19 protein-coding genes, 2 tRNA genes and 1 pseudogene are annotated in these 23,267 nt (G+C 42.2%); 9 read left to right on the top strand and 13 right to left on the bottom strand.

Annotated features, from left to right (window positions below; genetic code table 11):
• Together ICL16_RS44795 and ICL16_RS11505 are read left to right on the top strand one after the other, a co-directional pair.
• On the top strand, nucleotides 1–1,128 hold a 1,128-nt coding region (locus ICL16_RS44795), incomplete at its 5' end, for a WD40 repeat domain-containing protein (protein WP_202895503.1).
• 241 nt (nucleotides 1,129–1,369) lie between these two features.
• On the top strand, nucleotides 1,370–1,540 hold the full coding sequence (locus ICL16_RS11505) for a hypothetical protein (RefSeq protein WP_190827554.1): 171 nt from the start codon (nucleotides 1,370–1,372) through the stop codon (nucleotides 1,538–1,540).
• A 51-nt stretch (nucleotides 1,541–1,591) separates the two neighbouring features.
• Here ICL16_RS11505 and ICL16_RS11500 read toward each other — a convergent pair whose 3' ends face one another.
• From ICL16_RS11500 to ICL16_RS11470, 9 genes are all read right to left on the bottom strand, one after another.
• Entirely contained in the window at nucleotides 1,592–2,050 is a 459-nt protein-coding gene (locus tag ICL16_RS11500; protein WP_190827552.1) for a helix-turn-helix domain-containing protein, read from the bottom strand.
• A gap of 595 nt (nucleotides 2,051–2,645) precedes the next feature.
• A complete protein-coding gene (locus ICL16_RS45585) occupies nucleotides 2,646–2,927 on the bottom strand; it encodes a putative toxin-antitoxin system toxin component, PIN family (RefSeq protein ID WP_337906987.1) in 282 nt (93 codons plus the stop codon).
• Nucleotides 2,920–3,048, bottom strand: a complete 129-nt coding sequence (locus tag ICL16_RS47195; RefSeq protein ID WP_337906981.1) for a PIN domain-containing protein — start codon at nucleotides 3,046–3,048, stop codon at nucleotides 2,920–2,922. The genes ICL16_RS45585 and ICL16_RS47195 overlap by 8 nt, the downstream gene beginning before the upstream one ends.
• Before the next feature lie 2 nt (nucleotides 3,049–3,050).
• Nucleotides 3,051–3,293, bottom strand: coding sequence for a hypothetical protein (locus ICL16_RS11490; RefSeq protein WP_190827550.1), 243 nt, complete (start codon nucleotides 3,291–3,293; stop codon nucleotides 3,051–3,053).
• A gap of 348 nt (nucleotides 3,294–3,641) precedes the next feature.
• Complete coding sequence (locus tag ICL16_RS11485) at nucleotides 3,642–3,881, bottom strand: DUF433 domain-containing protein (protein ID WP_238360732.1); 240 nt, start codon at nucleotides 3,879–3,881, stop codon at nucleotides 3,642–3,644.
• On the bottom strand, nucleotides 3,853–3,996 hold the full coding sequence (locus ICL16_RS45580; protein ID WP_238360731.1) for a DUF433 domain-containing protein: 144 nt from the start codon (nucleotides 3,994–3,996) through the stop codon (nucleotides 3,853–3,855). Before ICL16_RS45580 ends, ICL16_RS11485 begins: the two co-directional genes overlap by 29 nt.
• 76 nt (nucleotides 3,997–4,072) lie before the next feature.
• Nucleotides 4,073–4,144, bottom strand: a tRNA-Thr gene (locus ICL16_RS11480).
• Nucleotides 4,145–4,217: 73 nt separating this feature from the next.
• Nucleotides 4,218–4,299, bottom strand: a tRNA-Tyr gene (locus ICL16_RS11475).
• Between the two features lie 82 nt (nucleotides 4,300–4,381).
• On the bottom strand, nucleotides 4,382–6,157 hold the full coding sequence (locus ICL16_RS11470; RefSeq protein ID WP_190827548.1) for a serine/threonine-protein kinase: 1,776 nt from the start codon (nucleotides 6,155–6,157) through the stop codon (nucleotides 4,382–4,384).
• Nucleotides 6,158–6,337: 180 nt separating this feature from the next.
• Here ICL16_RS11470 and ICL16_RS11465 point away from each other — a divergent pair, with 180 nt between their 5' ends.
• From ICL16_RS11465 to ICL16_RS11455, 3 genes are all read left to right on the top strand, one after another.
• Nucleotides 6,338–6,565, top strand: a complete 228-nt coding sequence (locus tag ICL16_RS11465) for a hypothetical protein (RefSeq protein WP_190827546.1) — start codon at nucleotides 6,338–6,340, stop codon at nucleotides 6,563–6,565.
• Nucleotides 6,566–6,618: 53 nt separating this feature from the next.
• On the top strand, nucleotides 6,619–8,421 hold the full coding sequence (locus ICL16_RS11460; RefSeq protein WP_190827544.1) for a ShlB/FhaC/HecB family hemolysin secretion/activation protein: 1,803 nt from the start codon (nucleotides 6,619–6,621) through the stop codon (nucleotides 8,419–8,421).
• A gap of 86 nt (nucleotides 8,422–8,507) precedes the next feature.
• Nucleotides 8,508–11,201 (top strand): CHAT domain-containing protein, encoded by a 2,694-nt coding sequence (locus tag ICL16_RS11455; RefSeq protein WP_190827542.1) that lies wholly within the window; start codon nucleotides 8,508–8,510, stop codon nucleotides 11,199–11,201.
• A 44-nt stretch (nucleotides 11,202–11,245) separates the two neighbouring features.
• Here ICL16_RS11455 and ICL16_RS11450 read toward each other — a convergent pair whose 3' ends face one another.
• The 3 genes from ICL16_RS11450 to ICL16_RS11440 all read right to left on the bottom strand — a co-directional run bounded on the left by ICL16_RS11450 (nucleotide 11,246) and on the right by ICL16_RS11440 (nucleotide 18,298).
• Nucleotides 11,246–13,411 (bottom strand): CHASE2 domain-containing serine/threonine-protein kinase, encoded by a 2,166-nt coding sequence (locus tag ICL16_RS11450; RefSeq protein ID WP_190827540.1) that lies wholly within the window; start codon nucleotides 13,409–13,411, stop codon nucleotides 11,246–11,248.
• A 65-nt stretch (nucleotides 13,412–13,476) separates the two neighbouring features.
• The gene (locus tag ICL16_RS11445; RefSeq protein ID WP_190827533.1) at nucleotides 13,477–14,994 is read right to left on the bottom strand and encodes an FHA domain-containing protein; all 1,518 of its coding nucleotides are present in this window, start codon (nucleotides 14,992–14,994) and stop codon (nucleotides 13,477–13,479) included.
• 70 nt (nucleotides 14,995–15,064) lie between these two features.
• Nucleotides 15,065–18,298: an FHA domain-containing protein gene (locus tag ICL16_RS11440; protein ID WP_190827525.1), complete on the bottom strand. Its 3,234-nt coding sequence runs from the start codon at nucleotides 18,296–18,298 to the stop codon at nucleotides 15,065–15,067.
• Between the two features lie 362 nt (nucleotides 18,299–18,660).
• On the opposite strand from ICL16_RS11440, the gene ICL16_RS11435 reads away from it, so the two are divergent.
• The 3 genes from ICL16_RS11435 to ICL16_RS11425 all read left to right on the top strand — a co-directional run bounded on the left by ICL16_RS11435 (nucleotide 18,661) and on the right by ICL16_RS11425 (nucleotide 22,698).
• Nucleotides 18,661–19,434, top strand: a complete 774-nt coding sequence (locus ICL16_RS11435; protein ID WP_190827517.1) for a PEP-CTERM sorting domain-containing protein — start codon at nucleotides 18,661–18,663, stop codon at nucleotides 19,432–19,434.
• Nucleotides 19,435–19,804: 370 nt separating this feature from the next.
• On the top strand, nucleotides 19,805–22,414 hold the full coding sequence (locus tag ICL16_RS11430; protein ID WP_190827515.1) for a two-partner secretion domain-containing protein: 2,610 nt from the start codon (nucleotides 19,805–19,807) through the stop codon (nucleotides 22,412–22,414).
• 41 nt (nucleotides 22,415–22,455) lie between these two features.
• The gene (locus ICL16_RS11425) at nucleotides 22,456–22,698 is read left to right on the top strand and encodes a hypothetical protein (RefSeq protein ID WP_238360730.1); all 243 of its coding nucleotides are present in this window, start codon (nucleotides 22,456–22,458) and stop codon (nucleotides 22,696–22,698) included.
• 81 nt (nucleotides 22,699–22,779) lie between these two features.
• Here ICL16_RS11425 and ICL16_RS11420 read toward each other — a convergent pair whose 3' ends face one another.
• The gene (locus tag ICL16_RS11420) at nucleotides 22,780–22,974 is read right to left on the bottom strand and encodes a DUF6887 family protein (RefSeq protein WP_190827513.1); all 195 of its coding nucleotides are present in this window, start codon (nucleotides 22,972–22,974) and stop codon (nucleotides 22,780–22,782) included.
• A gap of 44 nt (nucleotides 22,975–23,018) precedes the next feature.
• Here ICL16_RS11420 and ICL16_RS45575 point away from each other — a divergent pair.
• A pseudogene (locus ICL16_RS45575) lies at nucleotides 23,019–23,150 on the top strand (IS1 family transposase); the annotation flags it as partial.
• Nucleotides 23,151–23,267: the final 117 nt, after the last annotated feature.

Genomic DNA, 23,267 nt, shown 5'->3' with positions numbered 1-23,267 from the left:
TTTGACAACACCACCCGGGTGTGGGATTTGTCCAGCAAACAGCTAGCCCAACTGACTGGGCATCAGTACGGTGTCAACAGTGCCAGTTTTAGCCCGGATGGACAGCGCATCGTCACTACATCATTTGACAACACCACCCGGGTGTGGGATTTGTCCAGCAAACAGCTAGCCCAACTGACTGGGCATCAGTACGGTGTCAAAAGTGCCAGTTTTAGCCCGGATGGACAGCGCATCCTCACCGCATCATCGGACAAAACTGCCCGAGTGTGGGATTTGTCCGGCAAGCAGCTAGCCCAACTGACGACTAAGCATCAGTACGGTGTCAAAAGTGCCAGTTTTAGCCCGGATGGACAGCGCATCCTCACCGCATCCAATGACGACACCGCCCGGGTGTGGGATTTGTCCGGCAAGCAGCTAGCCCAACTGACTAGGCATCGGGGCTGGGTCAACAGTGCCAGTTTTAGCCCGGATGGACAGCGCATCGTCACTACATCATGGGACAAAACCGCTCGGGTGTGGGATTTGTCCGCCAAGCAGCTAGCCCAACTGACTGGGCATCAGGGCTGGGTCAAAAGTGCCAGTTTTAGCCCGGATGGACAGCGCATCCTCACCGCATCAGATGACAACACCGCCCGGGTGTGGGATTTGTCCGGCAAGCAGCTAGCCCAACTGACTGGGCATCAAAGCGGTGTCTTCACTGCCAGTTTTAGCCCGGATGGACAGCGCATCCTCACCGCATCAAGAGACAAAACCGCCCGGGTGTGGGATTTGTCCGGCAAGCAGCTAGCCCAACTGACGACTAGGCATCAAAGCGGTGTCAACAGTGCCAGTTTTAGCCCGGATGGACAGCGCATCCTCACTACATCAAGAGACAAAACCGCCCGGATGTGGGATTTGTCCGGCAAACAGCTAGCCCAACTGACTGGGCATCAGGATCGTGTCAACAGCGCCAGTTTTAGCCCGGACGGAAAGCACATCGTCACCGCGTCCGAGGACAACACCGCACGGGTGTGGCGCGTTGAAGGATTAGATCAACTGTTAACACGGGGTTGCGACTGGCTGAAACATTACCTCGCCACCCATCCCGAAGAACGGGAAAAACTTAAGGTGTGTCAGAAAAAGCAGTGAAGGGTAGGTAGTTAAGCGCAAAGCACTGTACCCCAAATGTGCTAGTAATCCAGATGGCGATCGCTCACTGCTGCAGAGCGCTAGGACGCCCCCAATTATTAAAATCATTCAACAGAGGTTAAGATGACATATAAGCTAGAATCCAACCATTCTATTAGCAATTTGACAGTGGCTGAAGCTCGAAGCTCTAATTACCAAGATAGTCCAAAAAGTTATTAGGGAGGAAATTGGCAACAAAAAAGTGGAAAATGAGACATTACAATTGCAAGAGAAGCCAAATCATCTTGACTGCGATCAAATACCTCGTCCGTTTGGACTTTGGCGTGGAAGAGTGCAAATGTCGGATGATTTCGATGTACTACCTGAGTCAATCGCCGCTGCTTTTGCAGGCGTTAAGGTTCCTGTTATATAATTACAATTATTTCAAGCAGCCCACTTAGAAAGAATTTTACTTTCTGTAAGTTCACTCTTCGTTTGCAATTCTATAAAGTGTTGTACGATGTGGCATAGAAGCAGAGTTAAAAAATCTACTTAATGATGGTTGTGGAATTCCTGTTTTTTCCGCAAGTTTTGCAATTCCTCCCCATCTGTCTACCTCATGACGAAGAGATTTTTTAAAATCTACTATATCATTGGCAATGCGATCAAGATCGTCAAACGAGATAGATGGTTTCTGTTCTATCCCTCGTGGGAGTTCTTTATGTTGATCAATCTCTTCGGTGATATCTGCAATAATCTCATCTTGAGTATATATATCAGTTTCTTCATCCCAAAGAACCATGAGATCGTGTAGACCTTCATATTCTTCTGCCATTTCTACAGTATCATTGATAAATGCTACTGATAATCCTGCTTCAGCCATTTTTGTAGCTATTTTGTATACTCTAATTTTTTGTTCAGGTGAAGTGGTAAATGGAATCATAATATTCCCCTGTATGAAAAATTTCCGTTGATAATATCACGAATTTGAATTTTTAGTTTTGCCATCTCTCGCTTATCTACGTTCTCATTACTCTTTACGTATGCCCTGCATAAGAAAAAATCTGATAAGACTGCTACACAAAGTCTCAGTTGTACTTTTCCCTGCCCAATATTGTGCCACTTCATTTTATATCCATCTTTTATGATAGAGCTTCCAAAAGTTGCATTACTCCAAAACTTTCCATTTTGAAACTTTGTATGTATTGGAGGGAACCCATCTTATAGGAGCATAATATCAGGACGAATAATATTTTTATATTCTTCTGAAGTAAAAGTATTTTTATGTTTTAAATCTAAATAAGTTTGTAATGCCCAATCAGTAATAATGATGTCCAATAAGTATTTTCCTCAAATAATAAAATCATTAGATAACATTATATAACATCTCGGATGAAAAAAGGCAGTGCTAGACCAAAAAACCGCATGCATATAAAGGCATCCTTCAAATCAACTGAAGCGCAAAGCACTGTACCCCTTCAGGTGCTGGTAATCCAGATGGCGATCGCTTAATGTTCTGCATAACTGTCTAATTTTGACTAGTTCATGATTGCTATAAAATCAGCAGCTTTGACGATGAGGATGTTTTGATAACTGCTTAACGACAATAAATCTTTATCACCTGTGACAATGTAAGTTGCTCCTCCTACGAGCGCACATTCCAACACCATATCATCGTCGGGGTCATTGCTGACAGCTTTCAGACTATTGGTAATAGTAACCAACTGCGAGTAGCTGCGAACCTCCTCAATAAATGCTTGAGCTTGTGGCGGATCATAAGAAAATTTGTTTAAAAGTTTTTCTTGAAATTCGTCAAGAATTTCCCTGACAAATCACCGCTTGTACTATACCATCCCTAGCTAGTTGTATACAGCGAAACGGACTGCCGCGTTGTGAGAAAATTGCTGAAATCAGAATATTCGTGTCATAAACAACGCGCATAGTTAATCTTTTTCATGTAATAATTCCTCAATGAACTCCTCACGTTCATTCTCTGTCATTGCATCCCAGTCTTGACTTCGCTCTGAAGCAACTTTTCGCGCCCGTTGTTCGCTGTCGCGAGACAAGTACACCCAGTTAGCCCAATTCTGGCTTAACAGGAATTTGAACACCTCTATTTGCTGCTGTTGTGGCAATTGCTTGACTAATTGCATAACTTGTGCATCTGTTAATGTCAAAGTAGGCATGATTTTAACCTCCATTTCTATTCTGGCTCATAAATCGCGCTTCCCTCATGCTAAGGTGTAAAAAAGTGTAAGCGTTTAGTCGTTTACATAACATATCGAATGAAAAAAAGCAGTCCAAATCGTTGCTGCTATATCGTCAAATGATAGTGATATAAATTGAGCTAAAAATTCTTGCTGTAAGGTAAGATTACGTTCTGGATTTGCACTTTTGATTGCGCCATAAAATAATTCAGCTTTGACGATTGAGCAAACAGCAATATCTTTAGTGGCAGTGAATTCTAGTTTCTGCTTTAAGGTGGAATTTTTACCACGCCAATAGATAATACAAGTGTTACAACTGTAGGAATTTCATAGAATCGCTTCGCGTTCTTGTTGTTGTCCTTGCGGATGGCGAAAGAATGTTTCATCTTGGATACATCCATAGAATTTAGTCAGGGGATATTCTGGAGCTTCGGTTGGGGTTTCTGGTTGTAAAGACTCAGTGAGTGTTTTTAACTCCCGTTCTTTAACCGCAGCAGCAGCAAAGCGTAACGCTTGCTGAATGTCTTCGAGTTCCAAATCACCGAAAGGCTTGCAGAATTTCATCATGGTGCATACCGTCAGCTACCATACCGACAACCGTTGCGACGGGTATTCTCAATCCTCTAATACAGGGGACTCCTCCCATTTGCTTGGGATCAACAGTGATGCGAGTAAATTTCATAAGCATTTTGGGTATCGTTTGGGTATCAGAAATACTAGAATGCTTATAAATTCGTCTATATTCGTCTATATTAAAAAGCCCGTGACGAGGATTGAACTCGTGACCTCACCCTTACCAAGGGTGTGCTCTACCACTGAGCCACACGGGCAAAATAACTTTGGACTTTAGATTTTAGATTTTGGATTGTACTAACGTATCATATCCAAAATCCGAAATCAAGGTGGGCCGGGCTAGATTCGAACTAGCGTAGGCAAAGCCAGCGGATTTACAGTCCGCCTCCATTAACCACTCGGACACCGACCCTTGTCGCCCACGATTACTAATGTTAGCACATACTTTTGAAAGTGCAAGGGTTTTTGGAAAAAAATTTCGACAAAGTTCTAAATCACTGCTGTCGCCAGATTTTGATGGTGTCGTCATCACTGCCGCTGACTAGAGTTTGTCCGTCTGGACTCCATGCGATCGCCCGAATATAATTAGCATGATCGCTCATAGTGCAAATCTCTCTACCCGTACTCACATGCCAAATTTTAATTGTTTTGTCCCAACTACCACTAGCGAGTAACTCTCCATTGGGGCTAAACGCCACAGACCAAACTGAGTTAGAATGACCTCGGAGAGTGTGAATTTCTCTACCCGTATTTATGCTCCACAGTTTAATCGTATTGTCACTACTGCCGCTTGCCAAAATCTCTCCATCCCGGCTGATGGTGACAGAATTCACAAAAAAGCTATGCTTGGTGAAAGTGCGAATATTATTACCTGTACTTAACTGCCATAATTTGATGGTACAATCAGCGCTACCACTAGCAAGAATACTCCCATCAAAGCTAAAAGCAACAGACCAAACTGAGTCGGAATGACCGATAAAAGTACGAATTTCTCTACCTGTATCAACTTCCCACAATTTAATAGTACCGTCAGCACTACCACTGGCAAAGAACCCCCCTGGGGGGTTGGGGTTAAAGGCTACAGAATTAACCCAGTGAGAATGACCTGTAAAAGTGCGAATTAGTTTGCCTGTACTTACTTGCCACAGCTTAATTGTACGATCCCAACTACCACTAACTATCTGTTCTCCATTGGGACTAAAGGCTACACTATGTACCATGCTACCATGACCAGAAAACCAACGACCAAAAGTACGCAGTAATTTCCCTGTACTTAATTGCCATAGTTTAATTGTATTGTCATTACTGCCACTGGCTAAAGTCACCCCATCTGGACTAATGGCGATCGCCTGAACCATACTAGAATGACCTTGAAGAGTATGTACACATTGCCAGTTGTGTCCCGTCTCTAGCTGTGGTAATCTCAGTATTATAGTAGGTTCATCGTCCTCTGCTGTCAGTAAATCTAACCACTGTTGTACTGATTGGGGACGACGACTAGGCTGTAATTCCATCCCCTGCATAATTGCCTGCTTTACACTAGCGCTAACGTTGGCATTGTAATATTCTAGTGGTTGTAAAGGAACATTTTGCCGTCTTTTTTCTGCACTGGTGGGGATCACTCCAGTGAGCAAATTATATAAAGTAGCGGCTAGGGCGTACACATCTATATACTCCCCCCGTGGCGCAACAAACTCATACTGTTCCGGAGGAGCAAAGCCTGGAGTACGATAAACAGTATGTTTTTGTACAACATTAGGCAGAAATTCCCTAGCAATACCAAAGTCAATTAGCACAGCTTCCGATTTACCCGCCCTAATCATGATATTGCGTGGCTTAATATCTCGATGAAGCAAACCTTGACGATGAATTACCGTTAAAGCATCACCAATTTGCCGGATATACAGTAGCGCTTCTGCTTCTGATAATAACCTCATTCTCTGTAGGCGATCGCTTAAATCTTCGCCTTCTATATACTCCATCACAATGCAAGGCAAACTACCTTCTTCAAAGATATTTTCGATCTTGACAATATGACGGTGACGACACACCACCAAACGCATAGCTTCATCACGGAAATCTTGCTTGAGTTTATTTTGGTGTGGTTTCCAAATGGGGTTATTGAGGATTTCTTCTTTGAGAGTTTTGATTACCCGCAGCTCGCCCCATTCATTTCTGGCAAGATAGGTAATACCAATTCCACCTTCCCCAAGCTTCCTCTCAACTATGTAGCGTCCCCCAAACAACGCACTTTTTGGATTCCAAACCATCAAGAAATTGCCCAATGCTACTATCTATTTTGGCAAACTTTTTAATAATTTTTTTAACAAAGACTTCGTTTCTCCCTAAATATACTGTAAGTATTACTTCTATAAACTCTAAATAAAGAATTAGCCCACATGAAGACAATTAAGTGAAATTACTTCTGTAATTAAGGAGACCTGACTGAGATGGCTGTGGGCAGAAAACAGAGATGCGATCAGTTTGGTTTGATAGTGATTTTGGCAATGGGAGCAGCGTTAGTATTCACTTTTGATTGCGCTACCCAACAAGTAGTACCTGATGCCACCCTACCGCAGAGCTTGGCGGTGACAGTTAAAAGCGTCAGTCTGCATCTGATCGCAAAGAGTAGTACAAATCATCCCTGCTACTGGCTGGGTGTTCAACGGCAAAGGTGAAGTCAAATTTATATCACATTATGCCAAAAATGTCAATAATTATCCTACTTGTCATGGCAAATAAAAGGTTACTGAGTCTCGATTACCTAGTGCGATCGCTATTCCTAATCACGCCCATGATGCTACTCAATAGCATACCCCTGTTAGCACAAACGGTGAATACACCAGTCCAGCGCAAGACTACGGAATTCTCCCAATCTCCGCCACCCGGAAACATCTTCCCCCAACCAGGAGAAGTAACTCCACCTGTTACACCCACACAACCGCCTGTCATTCCACCTCCAGAACAGTTATTTCCATCCCCAATCCCAACTCCACAAACTCCTGGCGAAACCCCCAATGAATTTCCGGGAACCATCACAGTTTCTCAATTTGATGTAGTTGGCAGTTCTGTATTTAACGCCAAACAATTAGAAACGGCAACCAAAGATTTTACCAATAAACCAATTACCTTTGCTCAACTACTACAAGTTTCTGAAGCAATTAACAAACTCTACCGGGATCAAGGTTACGTTACCTCTGGAGCTTTTATTCCTGGCAACCAAACCTTCCAACAACAAGGAGGTGTAGTCAAAGTTCAGGTAGTAGAAGGTAGCTTGGAAAATATTCAAGTTAGAGGTTTGCGGCGACTAAACTCCAATTACATCCGCAGTCGTCTAGAAATAGCCACTGGTAAACCCCTAAATATAAATAAATTACTCCAAGCACTGCAACTGCTGCAACTCAATCCGCTAATTCAAAATATTTCTGCTGAACTTGCTGCCGGCTCAACACCCAGTAGTAGTATCCTAGATGTCAGAGTGGCAGAGGCAAAGACATTCTTCGTTCAAATTGGCTTAGACAATAATCGTATTCCCAGTATCGGTAGCTTTCAAAGGCAAATTCAACTCCGACAAGCTAACCTGCTCGGACTAGGAGATGATTTTACTGTCGCCTATGCTAACACCGATGGCAGCAACAATGTTGATGTCAGCTATGTCTTGCCAGTGAATGCCCGTAATGGAACATTGGGATTCAACTACAATTATACAGACAGTCGTGTAGTTGAAGAGGGTTTTGAAATATTGGGTATTGAAGGAACTTCACAAGACTTTGCCCTCACATTTCGTCAGCCAATTGTGCAAACTCCGACGGAAGAACTTGCCTTGGGGATCACTGCAACTCGTCGAGAAAGTGATGTCGGCTTTTTGGAATCTCTGACTGGGAGAAGACAACCATTTCCTGTACCAGGATCTGATAATGGAAATACTCGCTTATCTATAGTAAGATTTTTTCAAGAATGGACAAAGCGCAATAGCCGACAAGTGCTTGCCGCGCGATCGCAATTTAGTGTTGGCATCGATGCCTTTAACGCAACTACTAACAACCCAGATCCTGCAGATGCTCGCTTTTTTTCTTGGCGAGGGCAGGCACAGTGGGTAAGGCTTCTTGCTCCAGATACCTTACTGTTACTTCGTGCAGATGCGCAAATTTCTGACAGAGCGTTAGTACCATTAGAACAGTTTGGTTTAGGTGGACAACGTACTCTCAGAGGTTATCGTCAAGACTTACTGTTGACTGATAATGCGGTTTCGGCTTCTCTAGAGCTAAGGTATCCAATTTTACGGCTACCAAATGCAAGGGGTGTACTGCAAGTTACTCCATTTGTTGATTTTGGTACTGCCTGGAATAGTTCTGGTTTACAGAATCCAGACAACAATACTCTTGCATCCACAGGATTGGGTTTACTATGGCAAAGCAACAATCTAAGTGCCAGATTTGACTGGGGGATTCCTCTAGTTTCTGTGAATTCACGTGATAACACTTTACAAGAACAAGGTTTATATTTCTCTATTGTTTATACTCAACCATTTTAAATAGGAGTCAGGAGTCAGAAGTCAGGAGTCAGGAGATCAATTTTGTTTAACCTCTACTAGATAAAATAAAAGTATTGTAAATAAATATGTCTAAACTCATTTTTCTAGCAGTTGCCCCAATTGCAATCGCGACAACCCCAATTGCTCTAGCGGTGGCAGCCAAAAATTACCCACAACCAACACAGGTAGTACAATCTGACAATGGTAAACAACTGTTGCAGCAAGGCTTGAAACTTTACCAAACAGAACAGTTCTCTCAAGCAGCACAGGTTCTACAACAAGCTGCTGTTAAATTTCAAACCGAAGGTGATGCTCTTAATCAAGCTTTAGCGTTGAATTATACAGCACTGGCAACTCAGCAGTTAGGACAGTTACCTCAAGCAAGTCAAGCGATCGCCAACAGTTTGACTTTATTACCAGAAAATGCTAGCGTCTCGAAAGAATATCTGTCAGTTCGCGCCCAAGCATTAAATACTCAAGGTCAAATACAACTAGCCCAAGGGCAATATGAACAAGCTCTGGCTAGTTGGCAGGAAGCAACCACCCTCTACAAGAAAATTGGCGATTCGGCGGGAGAAATTGGTAGTAAGATTAATCAGACACAAGCGCAGCAAGCGTTAGGGCTTTATAATCGCGCTCGTATAACTCTAAATGAAGTAAATCAACTGTTGCAACAACAGCCAGACCCTCAACTTAAGGCAAGGGGACTGCTAAGCTTAGGTAATGCTCTACGAGTCGTAGGAATTTTAGATCAAAAAGATCCACAAGGTTCGCTACAGGTATTAGAACAAAGTTTGGCAGTGGCATCTAAACTAAACTCTCCGCAACTGGTGGCAGAAATTAATTTGAGTTTAGGCAACACTGCTCAAGCACTTTACCTCAGATTAGGCAAAACTGACGAAGGGCGAAAAAACATTACCAAAGCGATAGAGTATTATCAACAAGCTGCTGCTGATAATGCTTTACCCCTAACTAGGTTAGTAGCGCAAATCAATCAACTACGCTTAGTTATAGAGTCACCAGACGCCAGGAAAAAAGTTTCTTACCAGGCTTTGTTACCGCAAATTCAATCTCAGTTGGAAACATTACCTCCTAGTCACAAGATTGTTTATGCTAGAATTAACTACGCTCAAAGTCTAGTATGTCTCAAACAGAAAACTGAGAAAACAAGAGTGGCAACAAGTTTGGCTTGTCCAATTCAGGAAAAAGAGGAACTGGATACAACAACTTACCCAACCCCAGAATGGGCGCAAATCGAGACTATAGTGGCAACGGCTGCTGAGCAGGCAAAAAGTCTAGGCGACAAACGCGGGCAGGCATATGCTTTGGGAACTCTGGGAGGGCTGTACGAGCAGACACAGCAATGGGAGCAGGCACAAAAACTGACTCAGCAAGCCTCGGCATTGGCGGAGAGCATTCAAGCAAAGGATATTGGTTATCGTTGGCAGTGGCAACTAGGTCGTATACTTAAAACCAGAGGAAATCAAACAGCGGCAATCGCTGCATACACCAAAGCTGTTGATAACCTCAAGTCTTTACGCAGTGATTTAGTTGCCGTCAATCGTGATGTACAATCTTCTTTTCGAGTAGGCGTCGAGCCAGTATACCGTGAATTAGTGAGTTTGCTATTGGAATCTAAAGATCCTAGTCAAGATAATCTTGTCAGCGCTAGGAATGTAATCGAGTCACTACAGTTGGCTGAACTAGATAACTTTTTCCGCAGAGCTTGTATAGATGCTAAACCTGTACAAATTGATGAGGTTGATCGCACAGCAGCAGTGATTTATCCTGTAATATTAAGCGATCGCTTGGAAGTGATCCTTTCTGTACCTTCCAACTCACCTAATCAGAAACAGATTCTCCGCCGTCACACTATTGCTTTAAATCAAAAACAAGTAGAAGGGAAAATCGAGCAGTTACGACTAACATTAGAAAACCGCACTACCCCAGAATATTTGCCTCTTTCCCAAGAAGTATACAAGTGGATAATTGAACCGATTGCATCTGATTTAGCAAATCGGCGGATCAAAAACTTGGTGTTTGTCTTAGATGGTTCACTACGAAATATTCCAATGGGAGCTTTGCACGATGGCAAACAGTTTCTTGTCAATCAGTATAACATTGCTCTCACACCAGGCTTACAGCTATTAAATCCTCGACCATTAGCACGCACCCAATTGCGAACTGTTGCCGGAGGATTAACCGAAGCCAAAGGAAATTTTTCGTCATTGCCTTATGTAAAAGTAGAACTGGAGCAAATCAAGTCAACAGTTTCCGACACTCAAGTATTACTGAATAACAACTTTACCACCAGTGCGATTGAGAATGCTGTTAAATCAGTGAATGCACCTGTAGTTCATCTAGCAACTCATGGTCAATTTAGTTCCAAAGCAGAAGATACCTTCATCTTGACTAATGATGGCAAAATCGATGTGGAGCGGTTAAATAGCTTACTCAAAACCAGGGAAACTAACCAACAGGGTGCAATTGAGTTGCTGGTACTCAGTGCTTGCTCAACAGCTTCCGGAGACAGAGAAGCGGCATTAGGAATTGCTGGAGTTGCTGTGCGCTCTGGAGCGCGAAGTACATTGGCATCGCTTTGGGTTGTAGACGACGAAGCGACTTCTGTAATTATGGGTGAGTTTTATCAGCAATTAAAAAAACCCAACATGACGAAAGCAGAAGCTTTTAAGTTGGCTCAACTTTCTATGCTAAAAGATGAGCGCTACGAACATCCGTACTTCTGGGCACCCTATGTTTTAGTGGGCAATTGGCTGTAGTAGATTTATAGCCCCCCGCTCATCGGGGGGTTGGGGGGTTAACCTCAACTTGGGCGTATTCTGTCTCTTATTTCCTGCCGCCTTTCTCCTGATAAAATTTCTAAACTATGTAAAACTTCCTCAGCCGTCTGGTATCGCTTTTGAAAATCAAAGGCTACCATTTTGTCTATCACCGCAGCCAACTCCAGCCTAACTTTTGCCAAATGTCGCCAAACCAGTGCAGTTGTCTTGTCTCGTTCGAGTTGTTTGGGAGATACCCCAGTTAAGGCTTGGATGGCAATCATTCCTAAAGCATAGATATCACTGTTGAGTCTGGGCTGCCCCATGAGCTGCTCACCTGGTGAATAACCCGCAGTTCCTACTGCTACTGTAAAGTCTTCCTGTTGTTGCTGAGGTTGAATTTGTTTGACAGCGCCAAAGTCAATTAAAACGATTTTTTGATCTGTTTGTCGTCGGATCAAATTGCTTGGTTTGAGATCTCGATGGATGACACGATAACTATGAACAAACATCAATACCCGTAAAACATCCTTGAGAAAATCTATTACTTTAGTATCCTCCCAGCGTTTACCAGCAGCCAGTTCTACCTGAAGAGAGTGTCCTTGTATATACTCTTGGACTAAGTAAAATTTCTGGTTTTCTTCAAAATAAGCCATCAATTGGGGAATCTGTTCGTGTTCACCTAAAAGCTCTAATATTTCTGCTTCAGTTCTAAATAGACGCCTTGCAATATCTAAAAAGAAATCATCTTGTCGAGCTGGTTGCAAGTGCTTAACTACACACAAAGGTCTTCCAGGACGATAAGTATCTTCAGCTAGATAAGTATAACTAAAGCCTCCAGAGCCTAGCAGATCACTGATTCTGTAGCGTTTATTCAGTAGTTTGTCTGGTATTGAGCCATCATTATTGACTAAAGGTAGCTCAGTTATATCACTACCACCTTCCTTTAAAAGCGCTTGCAATAGAGAGATCGTTTCCTTTTGCTCTTGAACTTGATTTGCGATTTTCTCTTTCTGTTGCTTGTTTTCAAACGCTGTGTATACAACAATACTCACTAAAGCAACAACAAACCCTAACGCAGGCGGTGCTATTGGTATCCAACCACCAATAATGAAAATGGCAAAGTTGCTTAAGAGCAGTATACCTAAAGCAACACCACCAAAGAGTACTAAACGAAGTGGATGCTGAAAACGCCATGCCAAAATTCCACCAACCAAACTCCAGCCCCATGTCCACAGAAGTTCTCCCCACTGTGGCACAAACCAAAATAGTGGTCGTTTTTCTGAAACTGCATCGAGAATCTGACTCACCATGTGCGCATGGATGATGACTCCAGGCATTTTGCCAGAGTTGTTTTGCAAGCCACTGGTATAAGGTGTGTTGCGGATGTCTTGGGAACTAGGTGCGGTTGAACCAATTAAGACAATGCGGTTTTTTACCCAACTCGGTTTGAAGCGATCGCTCAACACATCTGTGAGACTAACTTGTTGCGCAACATTGTTTGCAGAACGGTAGTTCAGTAGTATTTGAAAGCCATTAGCATCTATATTCTGATAACCACCTGAGTCAGTTTCTAGGCGTTTAAACGTTGTTTTACCTAGTTGGAGAATATCATCAGCCGGAAATTCCGGCTGTATTTTTAAATACTGAATAGCTAATTGAAAACCGAAAGAAGCTGGAGTGGCACAACTTGATTTAGGATCAGGGGAAACCACTAGTAGATTGCGCCGAATCACCCCATCTGGATCTTCTGGGATATCAACGAATCCGGCATACTCTGATTTTATACTAGCAGGTGCCGGTACAGCAGGAATTTTGTCCCCACCTACTCTACAGATCGGAACAATGTTGGAACTCTGCTGAATCCGATTCAGTAGCTTTTGATGACCTGGTTCTACTGGTATATCACGAAAGAAGTCTACGCCGATGACTTTTGGTTGATAGCGCTCTAATTTACTTAATACTGTGTCTAAAACATCACCATTTGGTGATGACTGTTTCAATTTTTGAATATCATTTTCACTAAATCCTACAATTAATAAGCGCGGATCTGGCTCAAGCTGGGGACGGTTTTGCATCATAGAGTCGAAAGCTTTTAGCTCTATCGGCTCTAGAACTCCCAAACGTTGAACTCCTACCAGCAATACACTCGTAATTACACTAGCAATAACAGTAGGCTGTGTCAGTAGGTTTTTCCAGCTTTTGCTCATAAAAAATTTCAATTTATGATTTTCTTAATTTTTTTATATTAATCAGTAAATGGACATTAATTTCATTAAGCCTCAATAACAACTCGTCCAATGGGGTATGAAATGCAAGTAAGAATGTAATCATCTGGAACATTATTTTCCCATCCTTGAGGTGCGCCGTCCAACTTAACTTCTCCTTGTAACTTCCGCTTTTTGCAGCTACCACAAACACCTGCACGGCAACTACTAGGGATTTTCACTTTCTCCTGTTCAGCTAACTGGAGGATTGGTTGAGAGCCGTTACAAGCAACTTGTTTGCCAGATTTAGAGAAGACAACAGTATTTTGAGAGGAGCTATTTGATGGCAATTTAGACTTTTCTTCTTTGGGACCAAAGCTTTCTTCATGGTAATTCTTCATAGGGAAGTCGAGACTTGCCAGCATCTGCTTAACATTTGCCATAAATCCATGTGGGCCACACACATACACAGTGCGATCGCGAAAATCTGGTGCAATAATTTGTAACATGGCTGCATTGAGTCTACCAGTTAAACCTAACCAACTTTGTCCTGGTTGTTTATCAGTGGTGGTAATCACGAGATGAAAATTGGGATGCTGCGCTGATATTAGTTCGAGTTCTTGCCGAAAAATGATATCATCAGGGGTACGAGCACTATGGAAGAAGATTATATCACAGTTGGCGATCGTATCAAATAGCCAACGGGACATAGACATCATCGGCGTGATTCCACTGCCGGCAGAGATTAGTAAAAGTTTTGGAGCGGGATAAGCGAAACATGTAAATTGACCAAATGGTCCATTCAACTTAATTTTACTGCCAACAGTGAGGTTTTCGTGCAACCAGTTAGAAACCAAACCTTGTGGTATATTAGCTCCCGAATTGGGGGGAGGTGGGAGACGTTTGACGGTAATATCTAAAGTATGAGGACGTGAGGGAGATGATGAAATTGAGTAACAGCGCGATAAGAGTGAGCCATTAATTTCTAACTCAATGGTAACAAACTGACCTGGTTTGTAACTGAACAACACAGGAGGATCTGCCACAAAGCGAAAAGTTTTTACATCATGTGTTTCATCAATAACACCCACACAGCGAACTGTTAATTCTCCTTTCTCCCAGCGTTGCAGTTGAGATGGTTTTACCATCGCCACAGGCATATATTCTACAGGAGAGACGCAGGGAGTGAGGGAACCATTTTTTGGTATTCCCCGATGATTATTTTGGTTATTTGTTTGTGATTCTAGAACTGTTATGTCTTGTTCTAAACCAAGTTGTAAAATAATTAGAGAAAACTTACCAATTTGAATAATATCTGATTTGTTGAGCCGATAATCTTGATTGATTTGGGCGGAGTTGCCATTCAAACGAGAACCACAACTGCTAGCAAGGTCAGTAAAATAATAATGTCCATTTTTATAAGAAATTCTCCCATGCATCCGACTGACTTCAGTACTGTCTAGAATTAAATCACAGTTTGAAGAGCGACCAATCAGACACGCCTGATTGAGCATGGTTTCCAACTTGAACTCTACTTCTTGAGGTTGGTTTGGCTTTTGTGGATCGTTTAATCTAATTTTCATCATGCCGATTTTCCTTCTTCAGCCATGCCATGTTTTTATTTACATACCAGTCTCCACAAGCATAATATGCAGCCTAAATTTGGGTAATATCTGTTGTTTGCCCTAAACTTTCCTGAAGGCGATGACTCACCATTTGTAAGATATTTCTGGTCAGTAGTGGATCGTGAGAAAGCATTGCCTCTAAATCTTTTGCCTTGATGGTTAAAGCGCGAGTCCTGACCTTAGCTGCCACTACAGTTGTGGTATAATTAGTATGAGTCAAAATCTCCAATCCACCAATTGTTTGCCCTGAAGCGGAAATTGGCGCGTTATTGTTTGGCAACACTATTACCTCACCATCAATCAGGACTATAAATTCCAAAGCAGGTGCGCCCATTTTACAGATTTCTTCTTGCGGACGATAAATGCGCACAGTGGCATGGCAAGCTAGTTCAATCAAAGCATTTGGCTTAAGTTTGCGCAAGAAAGAGCTTTCATAAAGCCAAAATAGCTTTTCTAAAGTTCCTACAGATTCTGTAATTGTATTTTCCGCCTGTAGCGGTTGCATTTGCCACTGCACTAAAATGACTAAATCATCTCCATTACTAAAGCGAACAATATCTCCTTGTTTCAGTTGTATGTGTCGATTATGAATGTATTCCTTACCAATCCGTAAACCATTGCTACTTCCTAAGTCTTTAACACTAACTCCTTTTTCGTCTAAATAGAATATGGCGTGCTGTCGGGAAACACGGTGATCAAAAATCACAATATCATTCCCATGTTCTCGCCCGACGGCAATTACTGACTGCTGGAAAGTTCGCTTTTCTGTACGTCCCTTTGCTCTTACCTGAGCAATTAGAGTTGGTACATGAGGTTTCTCATTTTGCTTGCCCAGGATTCTTTGTGCTGTTTCCTGTAGAAGCCAATCTTGATTTTTGTTGGTATCCAATATTTGCCGAGCTTGCCCAAACCCTTGAGTAGGATTAAACTGATGCAAGGCATACAGACTAGCAGCTTGCACTACAGGATCTATGTCTTGTAGGAAGAGGCTCAAAACCTCGCTAACTGCCTCGTGAGAAAATACTCGCTTACTATTTAACTGAGTGTTAACAGCAATACTATTATAGAATGTTGTATGTGACTGATTATTATTAGGGGTTGATATTGGCACAGGTACAGTGAGAGACTCTTGTTGTCTTAATGAAGTTAAGACTCTAGGAGTAAGATGTTTTTGCCAGTTTAATTGCTCATCATGAGACTGGAGAATTTCTACAATCACATTTGCTGCTAATAAACCGATCGCACGCGCAATGCTGATGGCTTCAGGAGAGTCTCCAAGCATTTCTAAAATGTGAAATAACTGTGTGGTAATCAGTTTCTGCTTGTCTTGCACGACGTTTCGCAGTAAAGCGTACACGGGTGCTTGCGGGTTTGGCACTGCGTTGCACAGTATTTGATTACGCACAGCTAATTCTTGCAAGTGCGACAGTTGCGTTTCGGCTTTGCGCAGCAGTATTTCATTTTGATTATACATCTGGGCTAAGACTTGTTGATGTTCTTCTGTGGTAATGGCATACTGCTGTCTTAATGCGATGATTTGCTTTTGCTTCATTGCGATCGCTTCTTGTACAGGTGTACCACTTTCGAGTATAGGTAGAATCAACATCTCTAATGCACGTCGATAGCCTTGAAGCCGCAATTTGTTTTCGCGTCCCTGTTGTTTTTGCGGATTGAGTAAGGTTGGCTCTTCTACCCCAAGTTCCTCTAAAACAAAGTAATGTTCTTCATCAGTTATCTCTAATTGTTTGCGCAGCTCTTGAAGAGAGGACAAACTTTGTGGTGTTACTCCCTCGGATAAAGCTTCACGTAAAACTTCTTGATAAACTCGCAATCGGTCTTTATGATTAAAACCAGGCAATTTTTTGGTCAAAATATATGTTTCTTCGCTAGTTAGGTTTTGAATTGAACGTCCTTTAAGGATTTTTGACCAATCTACTGCTAGCTTATTCAATTGTCTACCTAAACTACTTCCCACATTTTCACGGGCATAAAGTTCTTGACTACGCCCCAAACTGCGGTACAGCCAGATGCTACTGACTATAACGATCAATGTGTTTAATGGTAGGATTGCCCAAGGTATAAAGCCGACGTTGGGAGGACCACTAAATATGAACAAGACGTTGAAGGAGACAAAAGTACACAAAACAAATAAGACGTTGAGTACTTGTTCTTCATTTAGGTACTTGTTTTTTCGTTTGAGATATGCCTTATATGCTTTTTCAATTACCACACAGCTAAAATAGCTAATAGCACAAAAAACAGCGAGGGTGAGGGGGGCTGCAATTAACTTCGGAATGGGAATTGCTTGGTTTGAGATGTAAAATCCTGGGTTGAAAAGTGTGCGTAACTGCCCTTCTTCTCTTGTCCAAGCACCTGAATAATAATAGTCCCAGTTGCCGGAGTATAAGTAGTAGTAGAAATAGAATCCCAACATGAGACCAAAGTATCCATAGAATACTAGCTTTTGGTCTGGTTGAGTAATTCCCTCCCAGTAGGAGCGTTCTGCGTCAATATCAATACAAGGCGATTTACAACCTACACAAGCACTCTTCTCATTCCCAGAACTATCGACTTCCCGACAGGTAGACTGGGTGATACTTTGGGGAGGTTTGAGGTGAGCGGAGCTACCCAGTAAACCTCGTGGTCCTGTGTAAAATATTTGCACAGGTGCCATTGGGCAAAAATATTGACACCAGCTTCTGCCTTTGAAGAGAAAACCGACAGTAATAGCTGAGGCAATTGTAAATAGTAGGAAAATTCCTAAAGCAGTGCGATCGCCATTAGCAAATAGGATACGGATATTTAAGCCCAAATAAAACAGAGCAAATTGCAAGTATAGGTGATTACGCCCTAACCAAGACTCCTTTTCTACCCCTGCCAATTCATAACGAATATTACCTGTTTCTGAGTTAACGATTTTACGCTTGCGTTGAATTCCTAGCGCTCTGGGAATTTGGGAAAAGAAATATAACGGACAAATTCGCCGCCAAAATTCATGCCCAAATACTAGTAAAATTATGATTGCTAAGGGGATAACTGCTCCCCAAAATATGCGTGCCCCTATCCCGTAAGGATGTTGTGGTAGACACACCGACTGAACTTTGACACAAGTTGATTCGGGTGCGCTAGGACTGACGATCTGAATCAGGTCTGTAGCCCAAGCTGAAAGGGGATCGTAAAATAAAGAAAAAATTAGCGTTAGCCAGCCAAGAGCCAACAGCCATCTAACGAGATGCATCTTTTTTTCGGAAACTTGACTAATCATCTGCTTTCGCCTTTTTGTTGCTGGGCATTACAGTTATGATTTTTTTATTAAGAACCGCTATAATACTACAACTGCTCTAAAGTAAATTACGGAATTTAGTAAATATTGTTATGAGGACGGGCAAGATGCCCATCCCACGCCTACTCAATGTTTGAAGTTAAAATTTCTGCTTTTGTCATCAAATAATCACTAATTGACGATATATAAAGATAGTTAAGATTATATAAAAAATAACCATGAAATATGTAAAAGTAATGAAGAAAATGTAATGTATTGACAAAGTTAATATTAAAATCTTGTAATTTAGATAGCATTGAGCCTGAAAAGTTAAACAGTTGGTGCAAAACCACGCAGGTATAATTATGTTTACACAGAAAATAAAGACAGCAAGCGTTGCTGTAGCGATTGGTATGGCATGTTTTTTACCGGCGATCGCTCAAGCTCAACAAATAGAGATACCGCTCCCCCCACTGCCCTCACCCTCCCCAACCGCTCAAGACTCCAGCGGATCACTGCGTCGAGGTTCTGGGAACTCGAATGTTGAGACAGGTGTTTCTGTTAGCTTTTTTTTGAATCCCTCTGTTCCGGATACCAACCTAGACCTCAACGCAGGAGAGTTCCTTGGAGCTATTCAAAACTTTGAAGATAGTGGCAACCCAGACCCACAAATAAATCTCAGTCCTCTATCTTTTCCGTTTGGAGATTTGAGGACTTCTAGACTTACCACCGATCCTAATACTGGTAATTTCCCCGGACTGAGCTTTGGCTATGATCTTATCACTGGCAACACCCCTTCTAGTGCTTTTAACAATGACGGGATAAGGTACGATGTTACATTTCCCAACGCGACTGAAACATTGACTTTGTTCATTCCATCCAATAATTCTGAAGCTCTGATTGATTCGCTATCCGGTTTTACTGATTTGTTACGCTCAACTGATAATACAATACAAGGAGTGGTAAGACGTCCCGACGGTAGAGAAGAAAGATCTATAGTCCAAAATCAAGCTGGCCGACAAGGCTTTATCTTTGCTACTGTTCCCGAACCTACGGCTACAGCTGGTTTGCTTGGCATAGGAGCTTTGGGTGCAGTAACATTGCTCAAACGCAACCAGCGTTTAAGGAAGCTTGTTTAACTTGATCTGAGTTTGTAAGCAAAAGCAAGAAGCTTGAGAAGCCTTACCCAAAAGTTCTAAAACTTCATCCTCTAGCTCACAGCTGGGGGATGGATTTTTGTAGAAATATTAAGAAACATAAATTTTAATAAAGTATAAGTTCAGATATGTGGTAACTTTGTGACGGTCATTTAAGTAATGATTACTAGATATAGAAATACATTAGTCTTTTATAAGTATCAACAATATAACGGTGAAGCCGCTGCCCAAAAATGATTATCCTGTCTTGAATATCCACTATTAATTAAGGGCTGTTTGGGTTACGCAGTAGAGAGAATCGTAACAAGCATGAGGAATTTATTCAACCGATTAAATAATAGAGGTTGTGAAAATGGCGAAAGTTCAACTTAGAAAACACATCTCATTCCGATTCTGGACTTTTAGTGGAAGTGCGTTGTTTTGGCTGTTAGCCTCATACCCAGCAGGGGCACAAACACCACCCGTCGCAGCAGATACAACGCTTCCTATCAATTCCATCGTTACCCCTGGCAACATCATTACTATCACTGAAGGAACACAAGTAGGGGGCAACCTGTTCCACAGCTTCACAGAGTTTTCTGTCCCCACTGGTAATGAAGCTCACTTTAATATTAACAATGCTCCTGACATTCAGAACATCATTACTCGAGTAACGGGAGGAAATAGCTCTAATATTGATGGTTTAATCAAAGTTATAGGGAATGCCAACCTATTTCTTATTAATCCCAATGGGATCGTTTTTGGACCAAATGCTAAATTGGAAGTTGGAGGTTCGTTTGTAGCGAGTACAGCTAACAGTATAAGATTTGCTGATGGCACAGAATTTAGCGCAACCAATCCTCAAGCCCCCCCTCTGTTAACTATAAATGTTCCTCCTGTAGGGTTCCAATTTGGCTCAAATCCAAAAGAGATTGTTAATCAGTCTGGGCAGCTGCAAGTCCCTGAGGGAAAAACCTTGGCACTGGTGGGTGGGAATGTGTCCCTTGAGGGTGGCAATTTAAGCGCACCAAGTGGAAGAATTGAGCTAGGTAGCGTTGGGACGGGTGTGGTTAATCTGACTCAAAACTACGCCTTGGAATATTCGGGTGTACAGAACTTTCAGGATATTCAACTCTCTAAGGGCGCAGGGGTTATTGCAAGCGGTCAGCAGGGTCAGATCGGTGGTAATATTCAGGTACGAGGTAGAAAGATCAACCTTACAGATGGTGCATTTATAGAAACTATTAGTCAAGGTCAGGGTCAATCTGGGAATGTACTGGTGAAAGCCACTGATGCTGTAGAATTATCAGGAACAGTAAATGGGACTCCCGGTGGCTTGTTTACTCAAGTCACAGAAAACGCTACAGGCAAGGGTGGAAACCTGACGATTGAGACTGGAAAACTGAGAATCACAGATGGAGCAGTCGTAGATGCTTCTACTTTTGGGAAGGCTCAAGCTGGGGATGTGCAAGTAACAACAACTGATGTAGAACTGGTAGGAGTCGGACCAGGACAAAGTAGTGGCATTTTTGCACAAGTCGCAAATGAAGCCATAGACAATGCAGGCAATGCAGGAACCTTGAAAATTGATACTCAACGGCTAACTGTCCTTGGTGGAGCACAGATATCCACGGCTGCCCGGAAAGGGGGAAATGGCGGAGAATTGACCATAAAAGCCACAGATTCGGTTACATTAAGCGGCACTTCACCTAATGCCCAACCAGGTCCAAGGGATACTAATCGCAGTGGTATTTTTGTTTCTGCTGAGCCAGGAGCTAGGGGTAATGTCGGAAATCTCAACATTAATACTAGGCTGCTTACGGTGGAGAATGGAGCGCAAATCTCAGCTAATAATTTCGGCACAGGTAATCCAGGAAGCTTAACTTTGGATGTTAGGCAGTTAACGATTCAGAATGGGGGATTGGTACGAGCTGGCTCTTTTAATTTTGGTGCAGGAGGAACTTTGACTGTAAAAAATGCTGAGTCTGTTAATGTCATCGGCTCTAATGTTATTGGGACAGAAACAGAATTCAGCACTTTGTCTGCTGCTGCTCCTGAAGGATCAGGAAATGCAGGCGACTTAGATATTACGACCAGGAATTTGAATATTAAAGATGGAGCAATAGTCTCGGTGAGCAGTACCGAAGGACAAGCAGGCAATTTGACTGTTACCGCTAACGATGTTCGTCTTGACAAAGGAAACTTGACTGCTAAAACTGCAATTACTGGCGGTGACGGGGGAGCCAACATTATCCTAAAAGACTTGGATTTTTTGTTATTGCAAAATGATAGCTTAATCTCTGCTCGAGCCACTGGCGATGCCAGAGGTGGCAACATTACTATTAATCCTGATGGTATTAGAGGTTTTGTAGTAGCGCCGCCATTACAAAACAGTGACATTGTTGCTAGCGCTGAACGTGGTCCGGGAGGTAACATTACAATTAATGCCCGACAAATCTTTGGATTAACTGAAGGTAAAGCAATTGAAGGCAACAGAACTAACGATATTGATGCTAGCTCTCAATTTAATAACCCAGGTACTGTAATTCTCAACACACCGGATGTAGATCCCAGTCGTGGATTAGTGGAATTGCCCATAGGTATAGTTAATACCCCAGAACTAGTTGCCACTGGCTGTGCCGCTTTTGCTGATCAAGGGGGTAGTAGCTTCACTGTAACTGGACGCGGTGGTTTACCTCCCAGTCCAGATCAACCACTCAGCAATGATGTGGTGTGGACTGATACTCGTTTGCCTATAAGCAATGGTGAAAATCAAAGAGTGTCAAATACTACTACACAGAAAAAACCACAAAAGAACGATGCCTACGGCAAGGACTTCGTCCAACGCACAGCCAAAAGCGATCGCATTACCATTGCACCTGCTACAGGTTGGGTATTCAATGGCAAAGGCGAAGTAACGCTCATCTCTTCTGCATCTAACGCCACTGTGGGGACTACTCCTGCTAGTTGCGCCAAATACTAAAGTAAAAATAGCATAGAACAAGACAACTCCAAAGCTACGCTATGAATCCCCAATTTGAAGCTGCGATCGCTGCCATCCAACTACTCTCTTCTACAGAGCGCCAACAACTGCTGCAAATCCTCACTAAAAGCAATTCATCCTCAAATTCTCAATCCGATCTTAAAACCGTTAGTACTCAGTTTTTGCAAGGTATTACACTACAGCAGCTACTTACCACCCATTCTCCCACAACTGTTGATCACCTCAAAGACCTTGCTGCTGACTTTTGGCCTGAAGAAGACTAAGACTGAGGATTTTCTCACTTTCACAGCGCCACAGCGCCAAGAGGCGGTCTAACTAAACTCCAATGAGTCTTGTTCTTATAGTTACTGTGTTGATTTAGCTTGTATTCTTTTTTGAAATTCAATTACAGCTTGCTCCTCCGTGCTAACTACAACCCTACCCGGTTTTGCTCGCATAATAGCTAGGTAGTGTTGAAAAGCGTCCTCATCTTCAGGATGTTGTTTAATATAATTTTTTAGTTCAACTTCGGTTAATTGTTGATAGTTAGTGTTACTCATTGAATTATTTCCTCGCCATTACTCAAAATTTCTACTTGAAAAAGGTTATCCCCAAAAAACATCACAAATCTATAGGTAAAGAAAGTGGCAATACTAATCATATTGAACGCTTTAATAATACAATGTGTCAAAGAATTTCTCGATTAGTTAGCTTAACGATGAAGTCTTTTAATAAAACTTGAGTACCATCAAATTGACTCATCTTGGGCGATCTCTCGGGTCTTCAGAATTAATGGTGATGAATTTTTTTAATATAAAACAGGACTGACTAGTTTAAACAAGCTAAAATTTAT

It is taken from the genome of Iningainema tapete BLCC-T55 (assembly GCF_014698965.1).
Taxonomy (GTDB): domain Bacteria; phylum Cyanobacteriota; class Cyanobacteriia; order Cyanobacteriales; family Nostocaceae; genus Iningainema; species Iningainema tapete.
This window is presented reverse-complemented; position numbering and strand designations above follow the sequence as displayed.